This window comes from Pseudomonas sp. (assembly GCF_032058845.1).
Classification (GTDB): Bacteria; Pseudomonadota; Gammaproteobacteria; order Pseudomonadales; family Pseudomonadaceae; genus Aquipseudomonas.
Genome location: NZ_DAMCCR010000031.1, coordinates 18,921 through 39,870, shown reverse-complemented (window position 1 = coordinate 39,870; position 20,950 = coordinate 18,921). Strand labels below are relative to the sequence as shown.

The 20,950-nt window shown below is 64.9% G+C and carries 18 protein-coding genes; 6 read left to right on the top strand and 12 right to left on the bottom strand.

Features of this window, described 5'->3' with window-relative positions:
* Positions 1-848: LysR family transcriptional regulator (locus tag RT028_RS08540; RefSeq protein ID WP_312934274.1), on the bottom strand; the 848-nt coding region annotated here is incomplete at its 3' end.
* Positions 849-934: 86 nt separating this feature from the next.
* On the opposite strand from RT028_RS08540, the gene RT028_RS08535 reads away from it, so the two are divergent.
* From RT028_RS08535 to RT028_RS08520, 4 genes are all read left to right on the top strand, one after another.
* The gene (locus RT028_RS08535) at positions 935-1,267 is read left to right on the top strand and encodes a multidrug efflux SMR transporter (protein ID WP_312934273.1); all 333 of its coding nucleotides are present in this window, start codon (positions 935-937) and stop codon (positions 1,265-1,267) included.
* A gap of 104 nt (positions 1,268-1,371) precedes the next feature.
* Positions 1,372-2,547 (top strand): FAD-dependent oxidoreductase, encoded by a 1,176-nt coding sequence (locus RT028_RS08530; protein WP_312934272.1) that lies wholly within the window; start codon positions 1,372-1,374, stop codon positions 2,545-2,547.
* On the top strand, positions 2,544-3,356 hold the full coding sequence (locus RT028_RS08525) for an aldo/keto reductase (RefSeq protein ID WP_312934271.1): 813 nt from the start codon (positions 2,544-2,546) through the stop codon (positions 3,354-3,356). Before RT028_RS08530 ends, RT028_RS08525 begins: the two co-directional genes overlap by 4 nt.
* 134 nt (positions 3,357-3,490) lie before the next feature.
* Positions 3,491-4,453, top strand: a complete 963-nt coding sequence (locus RT028_RS08520; RefSeq protein ID WP_312934270.1) for a metal ABC transporter ATPase — start codon at positions 3,491-3,493, stop codon at positions 4,451-4,453.
* A 44-nt stretch (positions 4,454-4,497) separates the two neighbouring features.
* Here RT028_RS08520 and hldE read toward each other — a convergent pair whose 3' ends face one another.
* Both hldE and msbA read right to left on the bottom strand, forming a co-directional pair.
* Positions 4,498-5,919, bottom strand: a complete 1,422-nt coding sequence (gene hldE, locus RT028_RS08515; protein WP_312934269.1) for a bifunctional D-glycero-beta-D-manno-heptose-7-phosphate kinase/D-glycero-beta-D-manno-heptose 1-phosphate adenylyltransferase HldE — start codon at positions 5,917-5,919, stop codon at positions 4,498-4,500.
* Positions 5,920-6,048: 129 nt separating this feature from the next.
* Positions 6,049-7,854, bottom strand: coding sequence for a lipid A export permease/ATP-binding protein MsbA (gene msbA, locus RT028_RS08510; RefSeq protein ID WP_312934268.1), 1,806 nt, complete (start codon positions 7,852-7,854; stop codon positions 6,049-6,051).
* A 151-nt stretch (positions 7,855-8,005) separates the two neighbouring features.
* Between msbA and RT028_RS08505 the strand changes: the two genes are divergently transcribed.
* Positions 8,006-9,859 (top strand): O-antigen ligase family protein, encoded by a 1,854-nt coding sequence (locus tag RT028_RS08505; protein WP_312934267.1) that lies wholly within the window; start codon positions 8,006-8,008, stop codon positions 9,857-9,859.
* A 1-nt stretch (position 9,860) separates the two neighbouring features.
* Positions 9,861-11,069 (top strand): acyltransferase, encoded by a 1,209-nt coding sequence (locus RT028_RS08500; protein WP_312934266.1) that lies wholly within the window; start codon positions 9,861-9,863, stop codon positions 11,067-11,069.
* On the opposite strand, the gene RT028_RS08495 is transcribed toward RT028_RS08500, so the two are convergent.
* The 9 genes from RT028_RS08495 to RT028_RS08455 form a co-directional block, all read right to left on the bottom strand.
* Positions 11,052-11,690 carry a CatB-related O-acetyltransferase gene (locus tag RT028_RS08495; protein WP_312934265.1) on the bottom strand — a complete coding sequence of 213 codons (639 nt, stop codon included), beginning with the start codon at positions 11,688-11,690 and terminating at the stop codon, positions 11,052-11,054. The genes RT028_RS08500 and RT028_RS08495 overlap by 18 nt on opposite strands.
* Before the next feature lie 14 nt (positions 11,691-11,704).
* On the bottom strand, positions 11,705-12,589 hold the full coding sequence (locus RT028_RS08490) for a glycosyltransferase (RefSeq protein WP_312934264.1): 885 nt from the start codon (positions 12,587-12,589) through the stop codon (positions 11,705-11,707).
* Positions 12,586-13,737, bottom strand: coding sequence for a glycosyltransferase (locus RT028_RS08485; protein WP_312934263.1), 1,152 nt, complete (start codon positions 13,735-13,737; stop codon positions 12,586-12,588). Before RT028_RS08485 ends, RT028_RS08490 begins: the two co-directional genes overlap by 4 nt.
* Positions 13,734-14,618 carry a DUF6625 family protein gene (locus RT028_RS08480; protein ID WP_312934262.1) on the bottom strand — a complete coding sequence of 295 codons (885 nt, stop codon included), beginning with the start codon at positions 14,616-14,618 and terminating at the stop codon, positions 13,734-13,736. The genes RT028_RS08485 and RT028_RS08480 overlap by 4 nt, the downstream gene beginning before the upstream one ends.
* A 7-nt stretch (positions 14,619-14,625) precedes the next feature.
* On the bottom strand, positions 14,626-16,059 hold the full coding sequence (locus RT028_RS08475; protein ID WP_312934261.1) for a PIG-L family deacetylase: 1,434 nt from the start codon (positions 16,057-16,059) through the stop codon (positions 14,626-14,628).
* Positions 16,056-16,952 carry an antimicrobial resistance protein Mig-14 gene (locus RT028_RS08470; RefSeq protein ID WP_312934260.1) on the bottom strand — a complete coding sequence of 299 codons (897 nt, stop codon included), beginning with the start codon at positions 16,950-16,952 and terminating at the stop codon, positions 16,056-16,058. Before RT028_RS08470 ends, RT028_RS08475 begins: the two co-directional genes overlap by 4 nt.
* Entirely contained in the window at positions 16,952-18,082 is a 1,131-nt protein-coding gene (locus RT028_RS08465) for a glycosyltransferase (protein ID WP_312934259.1), read from the bottom strand. The genes RT028_RS08470 and RT028_RS08465 overlap by 1 nt, the downstream gene beginning before the upstream one ends.
* Positions 18,066-19,823 carry a carbamoyltransferase gene (locus RT028_RS08460; RefSeq protein WP_312934258.1) on the bottom strand — a complete coding sequence of 586 codons (1,758 nt, stop codon included), beginning with the start codon at positions 19,821-19,823 and terminating at the stop codon, positions 18,066-18,068. The genes RT028_RS08465 and RT028_RS08460 overlap by 17 nt, the downstream gene beginning before the upstream one ends.
* Positions 19,824-19,983: 160 nt before the next feature.
* Positions 19,984-20,820, bottom strand: a complete 837-nt coding sequence (locus RT028_RS08455; protein WP_312934257.1) for a 23S rRNA (adenine(2030)-N(6))-methyltransferase RlmJ — start codon at positions 20,818-20,820, stop codon at positions 19,984-19,986.
* Positions 20,821-20,950: the final 130 nt, after the last annotated feature.

The window sequence follows — 20,950 nt, the reverse complement described above, 5'->3', positions numbered from 1 at the left end:
CACTGCGCGGCCGGCCCCAGGGGCGCGTCACGGCGCCAGGCCAGCTCCACCACCAGCGCCGGCGGGCGCCATTCGCTGTGCAACTCGACCATGTGCGCTTGATACGTCGGGTATTGCACCACATGGCGCGGCAGCCAGGCCCAGCCCAGGCCGCGCATCAGCAGTTCGGCCATGGCGTAGAAGCTGTCGGCGCGCCAGACGTGTGGGCTGATGGCCTCGCCGCCGGGGTAGCCGCTCTGCTGCGGGGTGATCAGCAGTTGCCGATGCCGCGCCAGCTGCTGCCGGGTCACGCGCGGTTCAAGGGCCAATGGATGATCGACGGCGCACACCGTGACCATTTCCACGCTGCCCAAGGCACGCCGCTCGAGGGCCTGCGGAATGCGCTCATGGTGAAAGAACAGGCCGAGGTCGGCGCGGCGCTCGGCCAGCTTGCGCGCCACATCGCCCTGAGCGCCGCTGGCCAGCTGCACTTCGAGGTAGGGGTAGCGGCTGGCCAGTTCGTCGAGGCTGTCGATCACAGGCTGGTAGGGCATGGCCTCGTCCTGGGCCACACGCAGCAAAGCCTCCTGCCCCCGCATCAGGGCCAGGGCGCGACCTTCGAGGCGCTCGCACTGGCGCAGCAGCTCACGCGCATCCTCGACCAGAGCGGTGCCGTTTTCGGTAAGTTTCGGCTGGCGCCCGCTGCTGCGCTCGAACAAGCTCACCCCCAGGTCTGCTTCCAGCAGCGCGATCGCCGTGCTGACCGCCGACTGCGCCCGCCCCTGCTCGCGCGCCACGGCAGAAAACGAACGCAACTCGACGACGCGCAGAAAGGTGCGCATCTGCTCAAGGCTCCAGTGCTCGGCCATCGACCTATCTCCCAATCGGATAGGTAATGACTTTACCGCATTCTCCCAGCCCCTAGAATGCGCGGCATCTACCGGAGAATACCGCCATGAATGCCTACACCTGCCTCGCCATCGCCATCTGCGCCGAAGTCATTGCCACCGCCTCCATGAAGGCCGTCAAAGGCCTGAGCACGCCGCTGCCGCTGCTGCTGATGGTGGTCGGCTACGGCATTGCCTTCTGGATGCTGACGCTGGTGGTGCGCACGGTGCCAGTGGGCATCGCCTACGCGGTGTGGTCAGGGCTGGGCATCGTCCTGATCAGCGTGGCGGCGCTGGTGATCTACGGGCAGAAGCTCGACCTGCCGGCCATGCTCGGCATGGCCATGATCGTGGCCGGCGTGGTGGTGATTCAGGTGTTCTCGAAAACCACCGGGCACTGAGCAGTGCCTGACGCGCGTGACGTCGATGATGCAGATTGCGGAAACCGTTGCAGGCTCGGACAGCGCTGTATACTGCGTGCCTGTCTTAACTGTGAGGGCTTTGCATGCCAACCGCTATTTCCACCGACATTCTCATCGTCGGCGCCGGGGTCGCTGGCCTGTGGCTGAACGCCCGGCTGCGGCGGCTGGGCTATTCGACCGTGTTGGTGGAACGCGCCACAGTAGGCGGCGAGCAGACCATCAAGTCCCAGGGGATCATCCATGGCGGCACCAAGTACGCCCTGCACGGCACGCTGACCGGCGCCTCCGAAGCCATCGCCGACATGCCGCGACGCTGGCGCGAGGCGCTGGCCGGCCAGGGTGAGCTCGACCTGAGCGACACCCGCCTGCTGTCCGAGGCGCATTACCTGTGGTCACCCGGGACCCTGGCCGGCAACCTCACCAGCTTCTTCGCCAGCAAGGCGGTGCGCGGGCGGGTCGATCAGGTCAAGGGCGAGCAGTTGCCGCCGGCCCTGCAAGACCGTGCCTTCAAAGGCAAGGTGTACCGCCTGGCCGAGCTGGTCGTCGACGTGCCGAGCTTGCTGCGCAACCTGGCGCAGTTGGCCGGCGACAGCCTGCTGGCCGCTGAACGGGTCACCCCGTTGCGTGAACACGGCGAACTGATCGGGCTGGAGGTCGATGGCCGGGCGATCAGGGCGCAGCGCATCGTCCTCAGTGCCGGCGCTGGCAGCGAGCAGTTGCTGAATGCGCTGGGCCTGCAACAGCCGGCCATGCAGCGTCGGCCGTTGCACATGGTGATGGTCAAGGGGCCCAACCTCAAGCCACTGTACGCCCACTGCCTGGGCGGCGGGGCGAAGCCGCGCATGACCGTGACCACTCATCCCGGGGCCGACGGCCAGTGGGTCTGGTACCTGGGCGGTGACCTGGCCGAAGCCGACGGCGTAGCCCGTGAGCCCGCTGCCCAGATTGCGGCAGCGCAGCAGGAAGTGGCTCATCTGCTGCCCTGGGTCGACCAGTCGCCACTGCGCTGGGCCACCTTGCGCGTCGACCGTGCAGAGCCCGCGCAATCGGGCCTGGTCCGCCCCGACAACGCCTTTCTGGCCGAAGACCAGCGCCTGCTGGTGGGCTGGCCGACCAAGCTGGCACTGGCACCCGATTTCAGTGATCGGGTACTGGCCAGTTTCCAGCGCGATGGCGTGCGCCCGGCCGCGCACCCCGACCTCAGCGACCTGCCACGCCCGGCCCCGGGCGTGCCCGCGTGGGAGCAACTGCTGCCATGAGCCTGCCCACCCTGCACGATCATCACCGGCCGCTGGGCAGCACCGGTCTGCGCGTCTCGCCGCTCGGGCTGGGCACGGTCAAGCTGGGCCGCGACCAGGGGGTGAAATACCCGACTGGCTTCACCATCCCGGGCGACGACGACGCCCGCCTGCTGCTTGCGCAAGCACGCGACCTGGGCATCAACCTGATCGACACCGCGCCGGCCTACGGCCGTAGCGAGGAGCGCCTCGGCCCGCTGCTGCAGGGCCAGCGCGACGCCTGGATCATCGTCAGCAAAGTGGGTGAGGAGTTCGATGCCGGCCAGTCACACTTCGATTTCAGCGCGGCGCACACCCGTCGCTCGGTAGAGCGCAGCCTGCAACGCCTGCAGACCGATCGCATCGAGCTGGTGCTGGTGCATTCGGACGGTAATGACCTGGCCATTCTTGAGCAGGAAGAGGTGTACGCAACCCTCGCCGCGCTCAAGCAGGAAGGCAAGATCCTGGGCTTCGGCCTGTCCGGCAAGACCGTGGCCGGCGGCCTGAAAGCCCTGGAGCAAGGCGATTGCGCGATGGTCACCTACAACCTCACCGAGCAAGGCGAACGCCCGGTGCTGGACTACGCCGCCGAACACGGCAAGGCGATCCTGGTGAAGAAGGCCCTGGCCAGCGGCCATGTGTGCCTGTCGCCAGGAGTCGATCCGGTGCGCGCCAGCTTTGAACTGCTGTTCGCCCATCCTGGGGTCAGCAGCGCCATTGTTGGCACCATCAACCCGTTGCACCTGGCACACAATGCGGCCACCGTGGCCCGGATCCTGGGCCAGCACTGATTGGCCCACGCGGGCACCTGGGCGCTGGCTGAACAGTCCTGAGCGAAGACCAGGCCAGGCGCCCCAACTGCTTTCAACGTCGCACGAACGAGTCTCAAGGTTTTTCAAACAGGGCCCAGGTCAAGGAGATGCACGTGGCGAGAACGCTGATCCGCAAGAACCCCAGCAACTTCAAGACCCTGCCCGTGCACGTCGACGCCAGCCCCGAGGGGCTGAGCTACAAGGGTGTGGGGATGCCGCTGAACTTCAGCCAGACCCTGCAACGGCGTAAGGCCATCGAAGTGGCCGACCCCGAGCGGTTTTCCCTGGAACTGGCCAACCTCGGTGTCTCGGTGCGCCTGACCCTGCACTGGCAGAACCGCGACTACTGGGTGCTGGCGCGCCAACGCCGCCAGGACCGCGGCGACGTGGTGCTCAAGCTGATCTCAGGCTATGTGCCGGCCCATGAGCTGAACCTGCCGTTGCACACCGCCATCCAGGAAGTGGCCGAAGAGTGCCTGCTGGAAACCCCGGAAGGCTGGCTGGGCGGGCGTTTCAACGACACCTGGCTGCCCGCCCCCTACGCCGCAGCCCTGCATTACCGCGAGTCGGCGCCTTTCGTGCTGAGCCCGGCCTCTGGCGCCGCGCTGCCGGTGCAGTGTGGCAACCTGACCCTGCTGGAACGCCCACGCGCCTACGTGCACCTGCCCACGGCTTCGCTCCAGCTGATCTACGACTTGCGCCTGCACGTACCGCGCGAGGCCAAATCGCTGAGCCTGTTCCATGTCGATGAGCGCCTGGAAGGCGATCAGTTGATCACCCGGCTCAACCGCAAGCGCCCCGACCTGTATCTCATGCCCGTGGTGGACGGCCAGCCGTTGGCTGAGCTGTACACCCTGCACCGCAGCGAGCTGGTGCCTGCCAGCACCCGCGGCATCTACCTGGCAGAAAGCTTTGCCGCGCAGCAGGGTTGGGTGGTCAAGGCGGAGCGGATTCGCTGGAAGGACTGGATGCGCCAGCAGGGCTTGAGCAAGCCCGAACCGCACTCGCCGCTGCAACGTTTCAAGCTGACGGCAAAAGCGCTGATGCGCCGGGCGCGAACCACGATGCGCGGTTGAAGCAGAGGGCCCGTGCCGACGTTGCGTCGGCGCGGGCTTTGATTTCAGCGCTGACGAATCTTCTCGACGATCGCCGTGGTGGAGCTGTTTTCCACCAGGCCCAGCACCTTCACGGTGCCGCCATAGGCGCTGACGATGTCGGCGCCAACCACCTGGTCGATGCCGTAGTCACCGCCCTTGACCAGCACGTCGGGCTTGACCTGCTTGAGCAGGTTTTCCGGAGTGCCTTCGGCAAAGCTGATCACCCAGTCCACCGCCCCCAGCCCTGCCAGCACCGCCATGCGCCGATCGACGCTGTTGATCGGCCGGCCCGGCCCCTTGAGGCGGCTCACCGATGCGTCGTCGTTGACCGCCACGATCAGGCGATCCCCTTGGGCACGGGCCTGTTCCAGGTAGGTCACATGGCCAGCATGGAGGATGTCGAAGCAGCCGTTGGTGAAGACGATGGTCTCGTTGTGCGCGCGGGCGTCGTCGATGGCCAGCAGCAGCTGCTCGATGCCCAGCACGCCGCGCTCGGAGCCTTCCTCACGCTGAATGGCGCGGCGCAGCTCCGGCGCGCTGATGGCCGCCGTACCCAGCTTGCCGACCACGATGCCGGCTGCCAGGTTGGCCAGGGCCACGGCATGGGGCAGCTCCTCACCGGCGGCGATCGCGGCGGCCAGCGTGGAAATCACGGTATCGCCCGCACCGGTGACGTCGAATACCTCGCGGGCACGTGCGGGCAGGTGCAGCGGTGGATGGTCCATGCGCAGCAGGGTCATGCCGTGCTCGCCACGGGTCACCAGCAAGGCGCCCAGGTCCAGGTCACGCAGCAGCTGCACGCCTTTGCTGACCAGTTCGGCCTCATCGGCGCAGCGGCCGACGACGTTCTCGAACTCGCTGAGGTTCGGCGTGATCAGGCTGGCGCCGCGGTAGATCGAGAAGTCCTTGCCCTTGGGGTCGGCGAGCACCGGGATGTTGCGCGCGCGCGCAGCCAGGATCAGGCTCTGGTGGTTCTGCAACGCACCCTTGCCGTAATCGGATAGCACCAGCACCTTGATGCCTTCGAGCAGCGCTTCGACTTCACTGCCCAGCGACAGCGGATCGGTGGCGAACGGCTCTTCGAAATCGATGCGCAGCAGCTGCTGGTGGCGGCTCATGACCCGCAGCTTGACGATGGTCGGCTGGTGGGCGATGCGCTGAAACACCGAACGCACGCCGGCTGCATGCAGGCTGTTGGCCAGGCTGTCGGCCGCTTCATCCTGGCCGGTGACGCCGACCAGCGACGCCGGGGCGCCGAGGGCGGCAATGTTGAGCGCAACGTTGGCCGCGCCGCCGGGACGGTCTTCGATCTGATCGACCTTGACCACAGGCACCGGCGCCTCGGGAGAAATGCGCGAAGTACCGCCATGCCAATAGCGGTCGAGCATGACATCGCCGACCACCAGAACCGGGGCTTGATCGAAACGCGGCATGGACAACTTCATGGGCAACCCATATGTAAAAAATGAACAGGGGCGGGATATTAGCACAGGGCAGATAGCGGCTTTAACGCCAGATCAAGTGTGCAGATTTCCGGGAGACAGCGGGGCCGTCTAGGCCCCGTCAGGACAGGTTCAGGTGATGTCGGCCTTGCTTGGCGCATCGAGCCCCAGGGTATGCAGGCGTGCGTAATGGCCTTCCTGAGCCATGAGTGCGGCGTGGTTGCCACGCTCGACGATACGCCCCTGATCCATGACCAGAATCATGTCGGCCTTCTCGATGGTCGAGAGGCGGTGGGCGATCACCAGCGTGGTGCGGCCTCGCATGATGTGGTCGAGGGCGGCCTGGATATGCCGCTCCGATTCCGTGTCCAGCGCCGAGGTCGCCTCGTCCAGGATCAGTAGCGGCGCATCCTTGAGCAGTGCCCGGGCAATCGCCAGGCGTTGACGTTGGCCGCCCGACAGCAGCACGCCGTTCTCACCGACCTGGGTGTCGAAGCCCTGTGGCAGCTGATCGACAAAGTCCTTGGCATAGGCTGCCTGGGCTGCGGCCTCGACGTCGGCGCGCGGCGCACCGGCCAGGTCGCCATAGGCGATGTTGTTGGCAATGGTGTCGCTGAACAAGGTGACGTGCTGGGTCACCTGGGCGATGTGCTTGCGCAGGTTGATCAGCTTGAAGTCCTCGATTTCCACGCCGTCCAGCAGAATTTCGCCGCTGCTGTGGTGGTAGAACCGCGGAATCAGGCTGGCCAGCGTCGATTTGCCGCTGCCGGATCGCCCCACCAGCGCCACCATCTGCCCAGGCTCGACGGTAAAGTCGATATCGGTCAGCACCTGCCGATCGGTGCCTGGGTAGGTGAAGCTCAGGTTGCGCACCTCCAGACGACCGCTGACCGCGTCACGCTCGACCTTGCCTTCGTCTTTTTCGGTGGGCTCGTCGAGCTGCTCGAAGATACTTTCCGCGCCGGCAACCCCCTTCTGGATCGTCGAGCTGACTTCCGACAGCTGACGAATCGGCTTGGGCAGCAGGCCGGCGAGGGTGATGTAGGCGACCATGTCACCTGCCGAGGCGTCGCCGCGCAGGTACAGCACCAGGAACATCAGGACCGCCATGGCGATGTAGATGACCAGTTGCAGCAGCGGTGTATAGATGGCACCGGTACGGGTCATGCGCAGCTGTTTGTCGGTGTTGCTCTGGCTGGCCTTGACGAAGCGCTCGCTTTCGTAGGTTTCGCCGCCGAAGCTGCGCACCACGCGATAGCCCTGGATGGTTTCCGAAGCAACGTGGGTGACATCACCCATGGCCACCTGGATCTTCTTGCTCTGTTTGCGGAACTTGCGGCTGGCCCGTCCGACCATCAGCGCGATGAGCGGAAGAATGGCCACCATGACCAGGGTCAGGCGCCAGTTCATCACCAGCAGCGAGATGAACAGGAAGATCACCGTCATGCCCTCACGCACCACGACCTTGATGGCGTCGGTGGCAGCGCCCGTGACCATGGTCACGTTGAAGGTGATGCGCGAGATCAGGTGCCCGGAGTTGTGCTGGTCGAAATAGCGGTTGGGCAGGTTCAGCAGGTTGTCGAACAGTTGCACGCGCAGGTCGTGCACCAGGCCGAGCGAGACCTTGGCCAGGAAGTAGTTGCCCAGGAACGAGCCCAGCCCCTGCCAGGCAGCGATCAGGATGATCAGCCCCGGCACGGTATGCAGCAGGTTCAGGTCGCGCAGGTAGGGGACGTTGGGAAACAGCGCGGCATTCGGATTGGATAGGCCGTCGACGAAATACTTGAGGATGTAGCCCAGCATGGGCTGCGTCGAAGCGAAAATCAGAAAGCCCAGAATACTTAGCAGGAACAGGCCGATGTACGGCCGCACGTAGCCGAGTAGACGGAAATAGATCTTCATGCTCGATGGGCTGGCGGAGCCACTGGCGTCTGTCATATCACGAGATGTGTCAAAAAATGGGGGTGTGACTTTATCACAGCCAAGTTCGCACGTCGGTGAATCCAGCGAGGGGATTGGCCCATACCCAAAGCAATGGCTTACGAGGTGAGGTAACATCCTCGTCCCTTTGCCCCAGCGCCTACATTCCATGCCTCCAATCAGTCTCAAAAGCACTGGCAATCGTTATTTTGATCTGGTCTGCCTCTGGGTGCTCCCGGCAGGCCTGCTCGTGCTGCTCAGTGCGCTGTTTTTCCTGCCTGATCGCAGCCCTTACCACAAGCTGTATTACGGGCTGTTCAGCATTCCGACCCTGCTCGCAGTGTGCGTGCGGCCTCGCGCGCTGCTGGTGCTGCTGCGCGAACCGCTGGTGATCCTGTTCATGCTGTTCGCAGGCTTCGCCCTGCTCAGCCTGCTGTGGTCGCCCAGTACCGGTCTGTCGGACCTGATCAAGCGGCCGCTGCACACCCTCATGCTGTTCATGGGCGTCGCCTTGCTGTTGCTGTATCGCCCGGAAACGTTGAAGCCGATTCTGCTCGGCGCGGCAATGCTGGCGCTGCTGGCCGTGCTGCGTGACCTGCCGGCGTTCGCCAGCGCCTACACATCCGGCGCACGCTTCATCGGCGCCGGGGCGCTGGACAACCCGCTGTTGAGCTCTCACCTCTACGGCTTTTTCTGCGTCTATTGGCTGTGCATGGCGCTGGACAGCAAGCGCCTGGGCCTGACTGCCCTGTACCTGGCGGCCTTCGCGGTGATGCTGGCCGCGATCCTGGCCACAGGCTCCCGAACACCGCTGTTGGCCCTGGTGCTGGTGGTGAACTGGATCGCCCTGCTGCGTCTGGACCGTCGCTCCATTGCGCTGGTCGCCGCCGCGCCTGTGGCGCTGGCACTGATCTACCTGTTCGCGCCCCACCTGATCACCGACCGCGGCACCTCGTCGCGCCTCGACATCTGGCAACTCGCCTGGGATCGCTTTCTCGACCATCCCTTGTTCGGCCACGGCTACGACGCCCCCATGGGCTTCGATGTCGGCCTGGGTTACGTGCTGACCGAACCGCACAACTTCGCCCTGGGCGTGTTGCACAGCGTGGGCATCATCGGCTTCCTGCCCTGGATCGGCATGCTCGGGTGTGCGCTCTACTACGGCTGGAAGCACCGCACCTGCGCTGCCTTCCAGCTGGCCTCGACCTTGCTGGTGTTCGGCATCGGCGCAGGGCTCACCGAAGGCGGTGGCATTCTTTCGCGCCCCAAGGAGCACTGGTTCCTGCTGTGGATTCCGCTGGCCCTGCTGGCCGGCCTGCACATCGCCCGGCGCAGCGGTCGCCTGGTGCTGGCGGCACGGGTGCGACTCGACCCGGCCCAGGCGCAGCAGCTGGCCAACGCTGCGCGGGTCATCGAGGAAGATGGCCTGGGCCCGAAGGTTCTGCAGTTGCAGGATGGCAGCTTCCTCAAGTTGTTCCGGCGCCGCCCGTGGTACACCTGGGGCAGCCTGTACCCCTATGCCCAGCGCTTCGTCCTCAACGGGCAGCAACTGGCCCTGCTGGGCATCGCCACACCGCCCGTGCTGAGGCTGATCAGCTATGCCGACGGCAGCCAGGGCGTGCATTACACCCCGCTACCGGGGCGTACGCTGCGCCAGGCCCTGGAGGGCTACAGCTCGATGGCCGAGCGGCAGGCGCTGGTGCGGCGCCTGGGGCAGTTCATCGCGGCGCTGCATGAGCACGGCGTGTATTTCCGCTCGTTGCACCTGGGCAACGTGCTGCTGCTGGACACGGGTGAATTCGGCTTGATCGACCTGGCCGACCTGCGCATGCGCCCTTCTGCCTTGCCGGGCAACCTGCGCCGCCGCAACCTGCGTCACATGCAGCGCTACCCGCAGGATCGGCACTGGCTGTTCGAAGAGAACGTCGAGGCCCTGCTCGAGGGCTACGCCCATGGCGCAGACAAGGCCATGGGCCAAGCCATGCGTGCCTACGTGAGCTTGCCCGCCGAAACGGTTCACTGACATGGCCTACCTTGCCCCCCTGCTTTCGGCGCTCACCTATGTGCTGGCCTTTCTCACGGCGGGCCTGGTGCTGCGCCTGCCGCTGGTCGCGAAGCACCTCGCGCCTGTGGCTGGCCGCTGGGCGAGCCTGGATGGACTGCGTGGCTACCTGGCCCTGGGCGTGTTCATCCACCACGCGGCAATCGCCTGGCACTACCAGCAAACCGGCCAGATCGGCATGCCGCCGGAGCGCTTCTTCGCGCAGATCGGCCAGGTCGGGGTGGCGCTGTTCTTCATGATCACCGGCTTTCTGTTCTGGGACCGATTGTCCAGGCAGCGGCGTGATTTCGACTGGCGCGCCTTCGCCATCTCCCGGGCGCTGCGGCTCTATCCGCTGTACCTGCCACTGTTGGCAGCGGTGCTGGTCACGGTGTTCTACCTGCAGCATTGGCAACTGCGCAGCGAACCCTTGCAGTTGCTGAAACAGATCGCGCAGTGGCTGCTCTTCCACCGCCCGGACATCAACCTGGTGAGCGGCACGGGCAACCTGATCTCCAACGTCACCTGGACGCTGATCTATGAGGCCTACTTCTACCTGGCGTTGCCCCTGCTGGGCCTGATCCTGCTGTACCGCGGAACGCTGTGGACCACCCTGGGCTGTATCTTCGGGCTCTATCTCCTGGCCCAGGTGGTGGGCCTGGAGCATGCGTTGAAGAAGAAATACCTGCTGAGTTTTCTCGGTGGGATCGCGGCGGTCTACTGGGTCAGACAACCCGCTCTGCTGGCCTGGTCGCGCAGCCGAGCCGGCACCTGGGTGGCGCTGGCGTTGCTGCTGGTGGTGCTGACGCTGTTGAGCAAGACCTTTGCCGTCTTCCCCCTGCTGCTGCTGAGCCTGGCCTTCTGCATCGTCGTTTCCGGCAACGACCTGCTCGGTGCGCTCAGCCTGCGCAGTGCACGCTGGATGGGCGAAGTAAGCTACAGCACCTACCTGCTGCACGGTTTCGTGTTGTGGTGGCTGGTCTACCGGCTTTATCCGCAGTGGGGGTTTGCCGTGGACGCACCATGGCCGTTCATCGGCGTGATTGCCATGGGCTGCGTGATATTGGTCGTTCTCAGCAGCGCAACCTACCTGCTGTTCGAAAAACCGGGCATTGCCCTGGGCAAACGTTGGGCCAAGCGCTCGCCCGCGCCGAAGGTCAGCGCGGCGGCGGCCTCAAGCGAGGGGCGCTGAACGGTCCCTGCGCTGGCGGGCGTAGTCGAGAAACGCCTGAACGTCATCACTGCAGAGTTTGTCCGAGACGCGCCCGATTTCCTCTGTTGGCCAGGACCACCAGGCCGAGGCGAGCAAGGCTTCACGCACCTCCTCGGAAAACCGCCAGCGCAACAGCGTCGCCGGGTTGCCGCCGACCACCGCGTACGGCGGCACATCGCGGGTCACCACCGCGCCCGCAGCGATCACCGCGCCACTGCCGATCTGCACCCCGGAAAGAATGCTGCAGTTCGAGCAGAGCCAGACATCGTTACCGATCACGACGTCACCACGGCTGAAGGCATAGCCTTCGATATGCGCCGCCGCCTTCATCATCGCCGGAAACGGGTAGGTGCTGACCCACTCGGTACGGTGATGCCCGCCCAGGAAAATCTGCACACCTTCGGCAATCGAGCAGTAGGCACCGATACGCAGGGTGGCGCCCTCCTGCCAGTCATGCACCTGCGGCATTCCGTAACTGCCCACGCCAAACGCGTACTGCGGATAACGCGCCGCGAAGCGCGCCTGCCCGCGTTCACTGGCCGGCAACTTGCGAATCGCGCGCTTGGCGCGCTTTTGCATGAATCGTGACCACCATCCCACCAATGCGTCCTCGTTCAGTGCCGTTCGAGCGGGGAGAAATACAGCCGGCCCAGCCCACGCCAGGTCTTGCGGGTGAACGCGCGCAACGGAATCTGCGCCAGCAGCTCGCGGGCCAGTTGACGATCACGGTTGGCGACCTTCAGGAACATCGAGTTCAAGGCCTTGAACCTGACCTGTTCGTAGGCGGGGTGATCGGCGAACAGCGCATAGGTGCGCAGGATGTTCTCGATCATGAACCGATGATTGCGGTAGGAGTTGGTCGCGTGTTTGCGATAGCGCGCCATCACCACGTTCAGACCATCGATGAAGTAACCGGCGCGGGTGATCTTCAGCTCGATCAGCAGGTCTTCCAGACGGATCTGCGGGTCGAAGCCGCCCACTTCCAGCAACGCCTGACGGCGCAGCAACAGTGTCGGCGCGGGCGGATAGGCCTTGCGTTCGAGGAACATGTCGTCGAAGTCCATGCGGCGGAACGCAATGTCGCGCCGCTGACGGGCTTCGGGGAAGAGGTTGCCTTCGCTGTCGATCAGCTCGATGTTGCCGCAGCAGATGCCAACCTCCGGCTTGTCAGCCATGTACTCGACCTGCACGGCGATGCGTTCGGGAAGCATGATGTCATCGGAGCCGAACGGGGCGATCAGCTCGCCACGTGCCCGCTCGATGGCAGCGTTGAGCGTATAGGTCAGCCCCTGGTTCTGCTGCACGCGGAAATCGAAGCCGTGCTGCGCCTGCAGGCGCTCGATGCGCTCGACGCTGTCATCGGTCGAGCCATCATCGATCACCAGCAGCTCGATGTTGGGGTAGGTCTGGCCCAGTACGCTGAGGATGCTCTCCTCGATGTAGGGGCCGTGGTTATAGGAGGCGATGATCACCGTCACCAGGGGTTGCGGGGTACTCATTTCGGCTCCTTGGCAGCAGACAGTCCAGACTCGATCAGCCGCAGGTACTGCTGGCGGAAGACTTCGATATCGTGTTCACGGGTCAGGTAGGCATAGGCTTGCTCACCCTTGCTGCGCAAGGCCTGGTCGTCGAGGGCCAGGTAGGTGTCCAGCGCGGCCGTGAGGCTGTCGACATCGGCAGGCTTGACCGCCAGCCCTCCTGCACCCTGGATCAACGGCAGCATCGCCGGCACATCGCTGGCGATGACCGGCAGATGGCCGCTCATGCCTTCGAGCAATGCCAGCCCCAACCCTTCTGCCAGCGACGGCATGGCCCACAGGTCGAACGCGCGCACGTACTGCAGCGCGTTCTCGCGAAACCCCAGCAAGTGCACGCGCCCGGCCAGGCCCAGACGCTCGATTTCAGCGTGCAGACGGGCCTGTTCACGGCCTGCGCCGATGATTGCCAACTGCGCGTGAGGGTACTTGTCCTGCAAGGCGGCGAACGCCTGGATCAGGTAAGTGTGCCCTTTCACGGGCACCAGACGGCCCAGCGCACCGATCAGCCGTGCGTCATGGGGCAACCCCAACTGCGTCCTGGCCTCGCTGCGCGACAGCTGCAGCGCCGTGGCCTGTTCGATGTCGATGGCATTGGTGATGCCATGGGTGTTGTGCTCGGTAAAGCCGCATTGGCACTCGATCAGGTACTGCCTGACCGCGGGCGACACACCCACGAACTGCCAGTGCCGATCGATGAGACGCCGGGTCTGACGGCGGCGATAGAACCGGTCGTATTCGCCGAAACCGTGGGAGATCCCGATGCACAGCGGAATCTTCAACCAGCGGTTGAGCTGCAGCAGCATGTTCACCGGTTTGAAGCGGTTGCAGATGACCACGTCGAACCGCTCTCGGCGGCAGAACTTGAACACCTGCCAGAGCGCCTTGAGGCGCATGCCTTTGAGCGCCTTGTCGGAAAACTCGAAATACACCGAGTGATCGGCGCGGCTGACCGCTTGGCCGGGCTCGGGCCTGCCCTTGAGAAAGGCCATGGTGGTCTCGAAGCGCTCAGGTGGCAGCGCCTTGAATACCTGCTCGGCGAGGTCGGCAAAATCGTGCTGCTTGATGTTGTAGTCCGGCTGCAATTGCAGGACTTTGTAGCGCTGTTTCATAGGGTGTCCTGCTGAAAACCGCGGTCACTGATGACCCAGCGTGCCGACGCAGCAAGCCTGCGCACCTCGTCCGCATCGGGCTGCGGCAGTGCTGGCCACTTGTTGCGCTTCCAGCACGCGAAATGGAAATAAGGATAGAGCCGCCGCCGGTCGAGATCGTTGCTCACCCGCCCCTCGTGCCAGTACCAGCGCGTGGGAAAGTTGTGGCTGCCGTCGTGCCAGGGAATGCACCCGTTGGGGGTGCTGTAGGCCTCGACGAACTCACTGCGCTGGCGCAGCGGGTTGAGCTGGCCGAGCAGCTTGAACAATGGCCTGGGCAGGTTCTTGCGGCGGACGAACAGACGGCTGAACGCGCCTTCGTCGAGTGCATGGTGGGTCTCGTCGCAGAAGCGCTCGCGCCAGCTGGGCATGCGCATGAACAACTCACGCTTGCACGGGGTATTGCGCATCAGGCACAGGTGCCCTGCCACGCGGCGCTCGTGGGTGGAGAAAAAGTCGCGGCTGGCCAGGCGCTGGTTGGTGAAGTAGGCGCGTAGATCGCCATACACCAGGTCGAGATCACCAAAGGCCCAGAAGTCATGACCCTTGAGGTGTTCTTCATGGATGTAACCCAGCGCAGGCTTGAGATCACAGAGCTTGTAGGCGTTGACGGGCGCGAAGTCGATGCCGAGCCGATGTGACACCAGCCGACAGTACGCAGCGTAGCTGATCGATTCGATGTGCACGTTCGCCGGCAGGTCGTCGATGGCCCCGCAGTCGCTGAACAGCAGCCAGTCGATATCCGGGTTGCGGCGGCAACTTTCCAGGAAGAACGGCATCCAGAACGGCCACTGGCCGAAATAGGGAATGACGAAAACAATGCTCGGGGTCGGTGACGTCATGTTGATGCTACTCGCGGTCGATATCGCCTGAATGCGCGGGTGATTCGAGTACCCAGAACAGCTCATGGCGACGCACGGCTTTGCGGAAGAATTCGTTTTCGCCATAGGGCGATGCGCGACGCCCGGTCAGGCAGCGCTGGATCAACCGACGCAGGCGACGCTTGAGCGGCAGGCGCGGCTGCAGGTCGTGCATCATGCCCAGGGCCATGGCTTTGTCGTGCTGCAACGCAGTGCCCAGGCTCAGGCTGTAGGGCTGGCCCATCACCTGCGTCTGCATCACCGGAGGCAAGGCGACGCCAGCGCCACTGTCACCCATCGGCCAGCGGTCGTTGTCGTGCAGGTGATTGGCATAGCCCAACAGCGTTTCGGGCTGCCACTCCAGGCCTTGCAGTGCTTGCAGAACGGCTTGCTGCGCGCAGACATGATCAGGGTGCGGGTCGAGCACCGGGTGCGGCAGCACGATCACCTGCGGGCGGGCCTCACGCAGCAGCGCGCGCAGGTCGGCCAGCAGGTTGTTCCAGCTCGGAACGCCATCGTCGCCCGGCAGCGCCAGGGTATTGAGCTGGCGGAACAGACGCGTGTCGGCAAGCTCGGCTTCGCGCGAGGCGACCGGCTGATCCGGGTGCTGGCGCATGCTCGGCAGTTGCAGACAGAAATAGCCCAGTTGCACGCACTGGGCCTCGGGAACCCCCGCCCAGCGCGGCACCGCCAGACTGTCCCACGCCCGCAGCCGGCCCTTGAGGCGAGCGGCCTCGGCAGCTGCAAGCCCCATGCGCTGATAATGCTCGGCCTCGATTTCGCCGGCCGTCAGAGTGACGATCCAAGTGTCCTTGGCCTGGCTGTACAGCCCATAGGCGGCCAGCTCGGCGTCATCGGCATGCGGCGCAATGACCATCACCCGTTGCTCGCGGGCATCGGCCTGGCGGAACAGCCACAGCCGCGGTTGGCCCAGGAGCCGGCAGAAGCGTCCGCTGAGCTGGAGTTCACTGGCGGCGACGGCCTGGGCGCAGCCGCTGAGATTGAGATAGCGCACGCCATGCACGCCGCGCTCGAACACTTGCAGGTCGTCCTGCGCCGCACCGCGCAGGCGCACCGCCGGGTCGAACAAACGGCCCAGCCAGCTGGCGCGCAGGCTGACTTGCAACACCAGGGTCTCGTCGCCCTGCACGTGCAGCGCCGGGACCTGCAAGCGGCCTGAAACGAGACTGACGCCCGTCACCTCGGCCGCTTGCGGGAAGTCGTACACGTAGTCGTCACCTGGGGCGTAGAACAGGTGGTCCGCCAGCCAGGCTTCATGGGCAATCCAGAGCAGCGGCAGCATCGCAACCGGCAGCCACCAAGGCCCCAGCACGCCCAACGCCAGCAGTGCCAGCAGCGCCACGAGCAGCCCGATACGCTTGTTGCGCCGGTGGCGCTTGAGCAATGCCTGCTTGCGATTCACGACTGCAGCACCGAGACCGGCGTGCACCAGCGGTCCTTGTACTCGCGGTCGGCACGACCGAACGAGAAACGCAGCGGCTTGTTCAACGCCTTGGCGTCGTCCCAGGCGGCCTGGGTGTTGAGAAAGCTCAGCACGCTACCGGGGCTGAAGGCCTTGGTCTCGGGGTCGACGCCGCCATTGACGTATTCGACGCTGACCCACTGCGGCGCTTCGACCCGGTAGACCAGCTGAATGGCGATGGGCTTGCCGTCGAGCAGCAACACCGAGCCGATCAGCAGCTCACGCAATCGCTCGACCACCTCGCTCATGCGCTCGGCGCCAGTGGCAGCGAAGCCCCAGCGACGCTGGAACAGGTCGCAGTAGATCGCGGCGATGTCGCTCGGCGCATAGTCGGCAATGGCCCGCACTTCGCCGCCCGCCTCTTCCAGCAGGCGCAGTTCGCGGCGCTGGTTGTAGCGAAACTTCTTCGACAGGTCTTCATGGGCGCGGGCCATCGCCAATTGTTCGGTTTGCGCCTTGAGGCCCGTGAAACGGCCCTGGTTCAGTTCCGACAGGTACCGCGCCTGGTGCCGCAATGGCGCGGCGGCCTGGGGATCGGCCGGCAGAATGATTTCGGCGTTGCCCAGGTCGAACAGGCCTTTCTTGCCATGGCGCTTGAGCACGTCCTTGGACAGCGCCAGATGCCGGCCCCAGGCGGGGATGGCCGCCTTCAGCTCACCGTTTTCGCACCAGCCCAGGTAGCGCACCGGAATCTCTGCGAGCTCGGCCAGTTGCGCTACCACGCGCGGGTGGGTCGCGACGCTGCCGCCGAAGCGTTGCCAGGCTTGCGCATAGGCGCCGGCATCGATGGGCGTCCAGCCGCGTTCGCGCCAGGCTTGAATGGAATTGAGCATCAGTGGGCTGCCTCGAGCGCTTTGACGTGCGCCAGTTGCCAGAAGGCCTCGCGCACGGCGTGGTCCGAGAAGCGTTGCTGCAAACGCTGATGCATGGCGCTGGCGCAGGCGTCACGTTGCGCCTGATCCATCACGGCCAGGCGCTGCAGTACCGCAGCCAACTGGCCCGCATCGCCCAGCGGGAACAGCTCGCCGACACCTTCGACCACCTCCAGCGCGCCGCCGCAGGCAGTCGCCGCCACTGGCACACCCGCCACCATGGCCTCGAGCAGGACCATGCCGAAAGGCTCGTGGTCGGAGCTCAATGCGAACACGTCGAAGGCGGCGAAATAGCGCCGGGCGTCAGCGACCTGGCCAAGGAAATCGACCTGCCCGGCAATACCCAGCTCGACCGCCAGCGCCTTGAGGGGCTGCTCCAGGCGGCCTTTGCCCAGCACCGCGAGCCGCGCACCGGCCGGCAACTGCGGCAGCGCCTGGGCGAAACCGCGCAGCAAGGTGGCCTGGTCCTTGTCCGGGTGCAGCCGACCCACGTTGCCGACGATCCACGCCTGCGCGTCCAGGCCCAGTGCCTGGCGGGCTGCCTGGCGTGGCAGCAGCGCGGCGTGCAGGGCCGCGACATCGATGCGGTTGTACAGGGTCTGGATACGCTCGGCCGGCCAGCCGGGCAGGCAACGGCGCATGTCGTCACGTACCGCGTTCGACACGCCCAGCAGGCTCAGGCGCCTGGAGAAGAGGTTGGCGAACAGCCGGCGGCCCTTGCGCTCATAATCGCCAAACGCATGGTGCACGCCGATCACCGGCAAACCGGTGGCCAGCAGCGCCACATAGATCGGCTTGAAGCGGTGGGCGATGCAGAAGGCAAAGCGGCGCTGCGTCGCGATCTTGCGCAACGCGGCAATCGCACCCAGCTTCAGGCCGCGCACGGCCTTGGAACTGAATTCGAGGAACAGCACCTCGTCCGAGGCGCAGCCTGCGGCCACCGCCGGATCGGCGCGGCCGGTCAGGAACACCGTGGTGACCTGATAGCCACGCCCCTGGAACAGGCTCGCGTATTGCCGCGCGCAGTCCAGGAACGGGCCGTCATAGCCGTGGCAGAACTGCAGGACGCGGCGTTCAGAGCGGCTGGTCATACGCGGCGGCGCCGTCCTTGACCACGAGGATGTCTTCCATGATCAGGTACTGCAGATCAGAGCCGTAGAACATGTTCAACGCATCGGTCGGCGAGCAGATCATCGGCTCACCACGACGATTGAGCGAGGTGTTCAGCGACACGCCGTTGCCGGTCAAAGTTTCCAGCGCTTTCATCATGTCGTAGTAGCGCGGGTTGTACTCGCGCTTGAGCACCTGGGCGCGAGAGGTGCCGTCTTCATGGACCACTTCCGGCACGCGGGTCTTCCATTCTTCAGCCACTTCGAAGGTGAAGGTCATGAAGGGTGCGGGATGATCGATCTTGATCATCTGCGGGGCCACGGTGTCGAGCATCGACGGGCAGAAGGGTCTCCAGCGCTCGCGGAACTTGATCTGCTCGTTGATGCGGTTGGCCACATCCGGCACGCTCGGGCAGCCGACGATGGAGCGACCACCCAGCGCACGCGGACCGAACTCCATGCGGCCCTGGAACCAGGCCACCGGGTTGCCATCGACCATGATCTTGGCGATGCGCTGCGGCATGTCGTCGAGTTTGCGCCAGGTCGGCGCGCTCGGATGGCGGGCGCAGGCGGCGATGACGTCTTCGTTGGAATAGGCCGGGCCGAGGTAGACGTGTTCCATTTTCTCGACCGGCACGCCACGGGCGTGGGAGACATAGGCGGCCGCGCCAACGGCGGTCCCGGCGTCACCCGAAGCAGGCTGGACGAACAGTTCCTTGAGGTCCGGGCGGGCGATGATCTTCTGGTTCAGCTTGACGTTCAGCGCACAGCCGCCGGCAAAGGCCAGCTTGCCGGTTTCCCGCAGGATGTCGCCCAGGTAATGGTCGATCATCTGCAGCGCCAGCTTCTCGAACAGCGCCTGCATGCTCGCGGCGTAGTGGATGTACGGCTCGTCGGCGATGTCGCCTTCGCGCTTGGGGCCCAGCCATTCGATCAGCTTGGGCGAGAAGTAGAAGCCCTTGCCCTTCTCTTTATAGCGGCGCAGGCCGATGACGTTGGCGTACTCGGTATTGATCACCAACTCGCCATTTTCAAAGCTGGCCAGGCGCGAGAAATCGTACTTGCTGGCATCGCCATACGGCGCCATGCCCATGACCTTGAATTCGCCGTCGAGCATTTCAAAGCCCAGGAATTCGGTGATCGCGCCATACAGGCCACCCAGCGAATCAGGGTCGAAGAACTCCTTGATCTTGTGGATCTTGCCGTTCTCGCCGTAGCCGAAGAAGGTGGTGGCGTACTCGCCCTTGCCGTCGATCCCGAGGATCGCGGTCTTTTCCTTGAAGCCCGAGCAGTGGTAGGCACTGGAGGCATGCGCCAGGTGGTGCTCGACCGGCTCGATCTTGATCTTCTTCGCATCGAAGCCCAGCTGTTCGAGGCACCAGACGATCTTGTTGCGGTAGCGCTTGTAGCGGCGATTACCCATGAGGATGGCATCGAGCGCGCGGTCGGGCGCATACCAGTAGCGCTTGGCGTAGTGCCAGCGAGCCTTGCCGAACAGGCTGATGGGGGCGAAGGGAATCGCCACCACATCGACGTCGGACGGCTTGATGCCGGCTTGCTCCAGACAGAACTTCGCCGACTCGTAGGGCATGCGGTTCTTCGCATGCTTGTCACGCACGAAGCGCTCTTCTTCGGCGGCGGCAACCAGCTTGCCGTCGATGTACAAGGCCGCGGAAGGGTCATGGCTAAGGGCGCCGGACAGGCCAAGAATCGTCAATGCCAAGGGACTCGCCTCTTCAATCGGTGAAAGTGCGCAGGCGACGACAACGGCCACCGGCGGCTAAAGCGCGGGATTATAACGCAAACCATAGGGGCTGGCCTTACCAGCGGTACGCCCGTACCGCCACCTCGCCGCACCCCTGAAGGCGCGGCAGCGGCAGGCTCTATTCGGCGATCAGCCAGTCCATGCGGAAACTGCCCGCCGTTTGCTGAAGCTCCTGGGCGAGCCACGGCAGCAGGCTGCGCAGCTCCTCTTCCAGGCCCCACGGCGGGTTGGCGATGGCCAGGCCCGAGCCGTTCAGGCCCTGCGGGCTGTCCTGGTGGTGCACGTACAGCTCCACCCGCAGCAGCTTGGGTGCGCCGGTGCTGGTGAGGTCCTGGTAGAAGCGGGTCAGCGTGCGCTGGTCCTTGATCGGGTACCAGAGCGCGACCACGGTCTGGCGCATGCGGGCAATGGCCTCCTTCATGGCCAGGGTGCAGCGCTTGAGCTCGTCGGCCTGCTCGAATGGCGGGTCGATGAGCATGATGGCGCGTTTTTCCTGCACCGGCAGCAGCGCCCGCGGCACGTGCCAGCCCTCGCCCAGATGGACCGCCACGCGTGGGTCCTTCTTCATGTTGTCCTTGAGCATCCGCCCGTCTTCGGGGTGCTTCTCGTTGAGCAGGGCGCGATCCTGCTGGCGCATCAGGCGCCGGGCAAGCTCGGGAGAGCCGGGGTAGTAGCGCAGTTCACCCTCGGGGTTCAGGCGCTTGATGACGCGCAGGTAGTCAGCGAGCACCTCGGGCAGGTCATCCCGACCCCACAGCCGGGCAACCCCTTCGAGGTATTCCCCGGTGCGCGTTGCCTGGTCACCCTGCAGGTCGTACAGACCCAGGCCGGCATGCGTGTCGAGGTAGGCGAATGGCTGTTCCTTGCGCGACATCAGGGCGATGAGGCGGGTGAGCACGATGTGTTTGAAGACGTCGGCATGGTTGCCGGCGTGAAAGGCGTGACGATAGTTCATGGCAACTCCTGCGCGGCCGGCAAGTTTACCTTGTCGCAAAGGCGGAGTCAGGTGGGTGGGGGGAGATGACGCCAGGCAAGCCCAGGTGGATCAGGCACCAAGGCTGTGCAGGCACTCTTGAGACAGGCAC

Coding starts and splice junctions, on each gene's coding strand:
- RT028_RS08485 (WP_312934263.1), bottom strand. CDS start 13,737: ATGAAACAGCGCTACAAAGTCCTGCAATTGCAGCCGGACTACAACATC.
- RT028_RS08500 (WP_312934266.1), top strand. CDS start 9,861: ATGGCCTACCTTGCCCCCCTGCTTTCGGCGCTCACCTATGTGCTGGCC.
- RT028_RS08530 (WP_312934272.1), top strand. CDS start 1,372: ATGCCAACCGCTATTTCCACCGACATTCTCATCGTCGGCGCCGGGGTC.
- RT028_RS08470 (WP_312934260.1), bottom strand. CDS start 16,952: ATGCTCAATTCCATTCAAGCCTGGCGCGAACGCGGCTGGACGCCCATC.
- RT028_RS08455 (WP_312934257.1), bottom strand. CDS start 20,820: ATGAACTATCGTCACGCCTTTCACGCCGGCAACCATGCCGACGTCTTC.
- RT028_RS08525 (WP_312934271.1), top strand. CDS start 2,544: ATGAGCCTGCCCACCCTGCACGATCATCACCGGCCGCTGGGCAGCACC.
- RT028_RS08465 (WP_312934259.1), bottom strand. CDS start 18,082: ATGACCAGCCGCTCTGAACGCCGCGTCCTGCAGTTCTGCCACGGCTAT.
- hldE (WP_312934269.1), bottom strand. CDS start 5,919: ATGAAGTTGTCCATGCCGCGTTTCGATCAAGCCCCGGTTCTGGTGGTC.
- RT028_RS08535 (WP_312934273.1), top strand. CDS start 935: ATGAATGCCTACACCTGCCTCGCCATCGCCATCTGCGCCGAAGTCATT.
- RT028_RS08505 (WP_312934267.1), top strand. CDS start 8,006: ATGCCTCCAATCAGTCTCAAAAGCACTGGCAATCGTTATTTTGATCTG.
- RT028_RS08490 (WP_312934264.1), bottom strand. CDS start 12,589: ATGAGTACCCCGCAACCCCTGGTGACGGTGATCATCGCCTCCTATAAC.
- RT028_RS08480 (WP_312934262.1), bottom strand. CDS start 14,618: ATGACGTCACCGACCCCGAGCATTGTTTTCGTCATTCCCTATTTCGGC.
- msbA (WP_312934268.1), bottom strand. CDS start 7,854: ATGACAGACGCCAGTGGCTCCGCCAGCCCATCGAGCATGAAGATCTAT.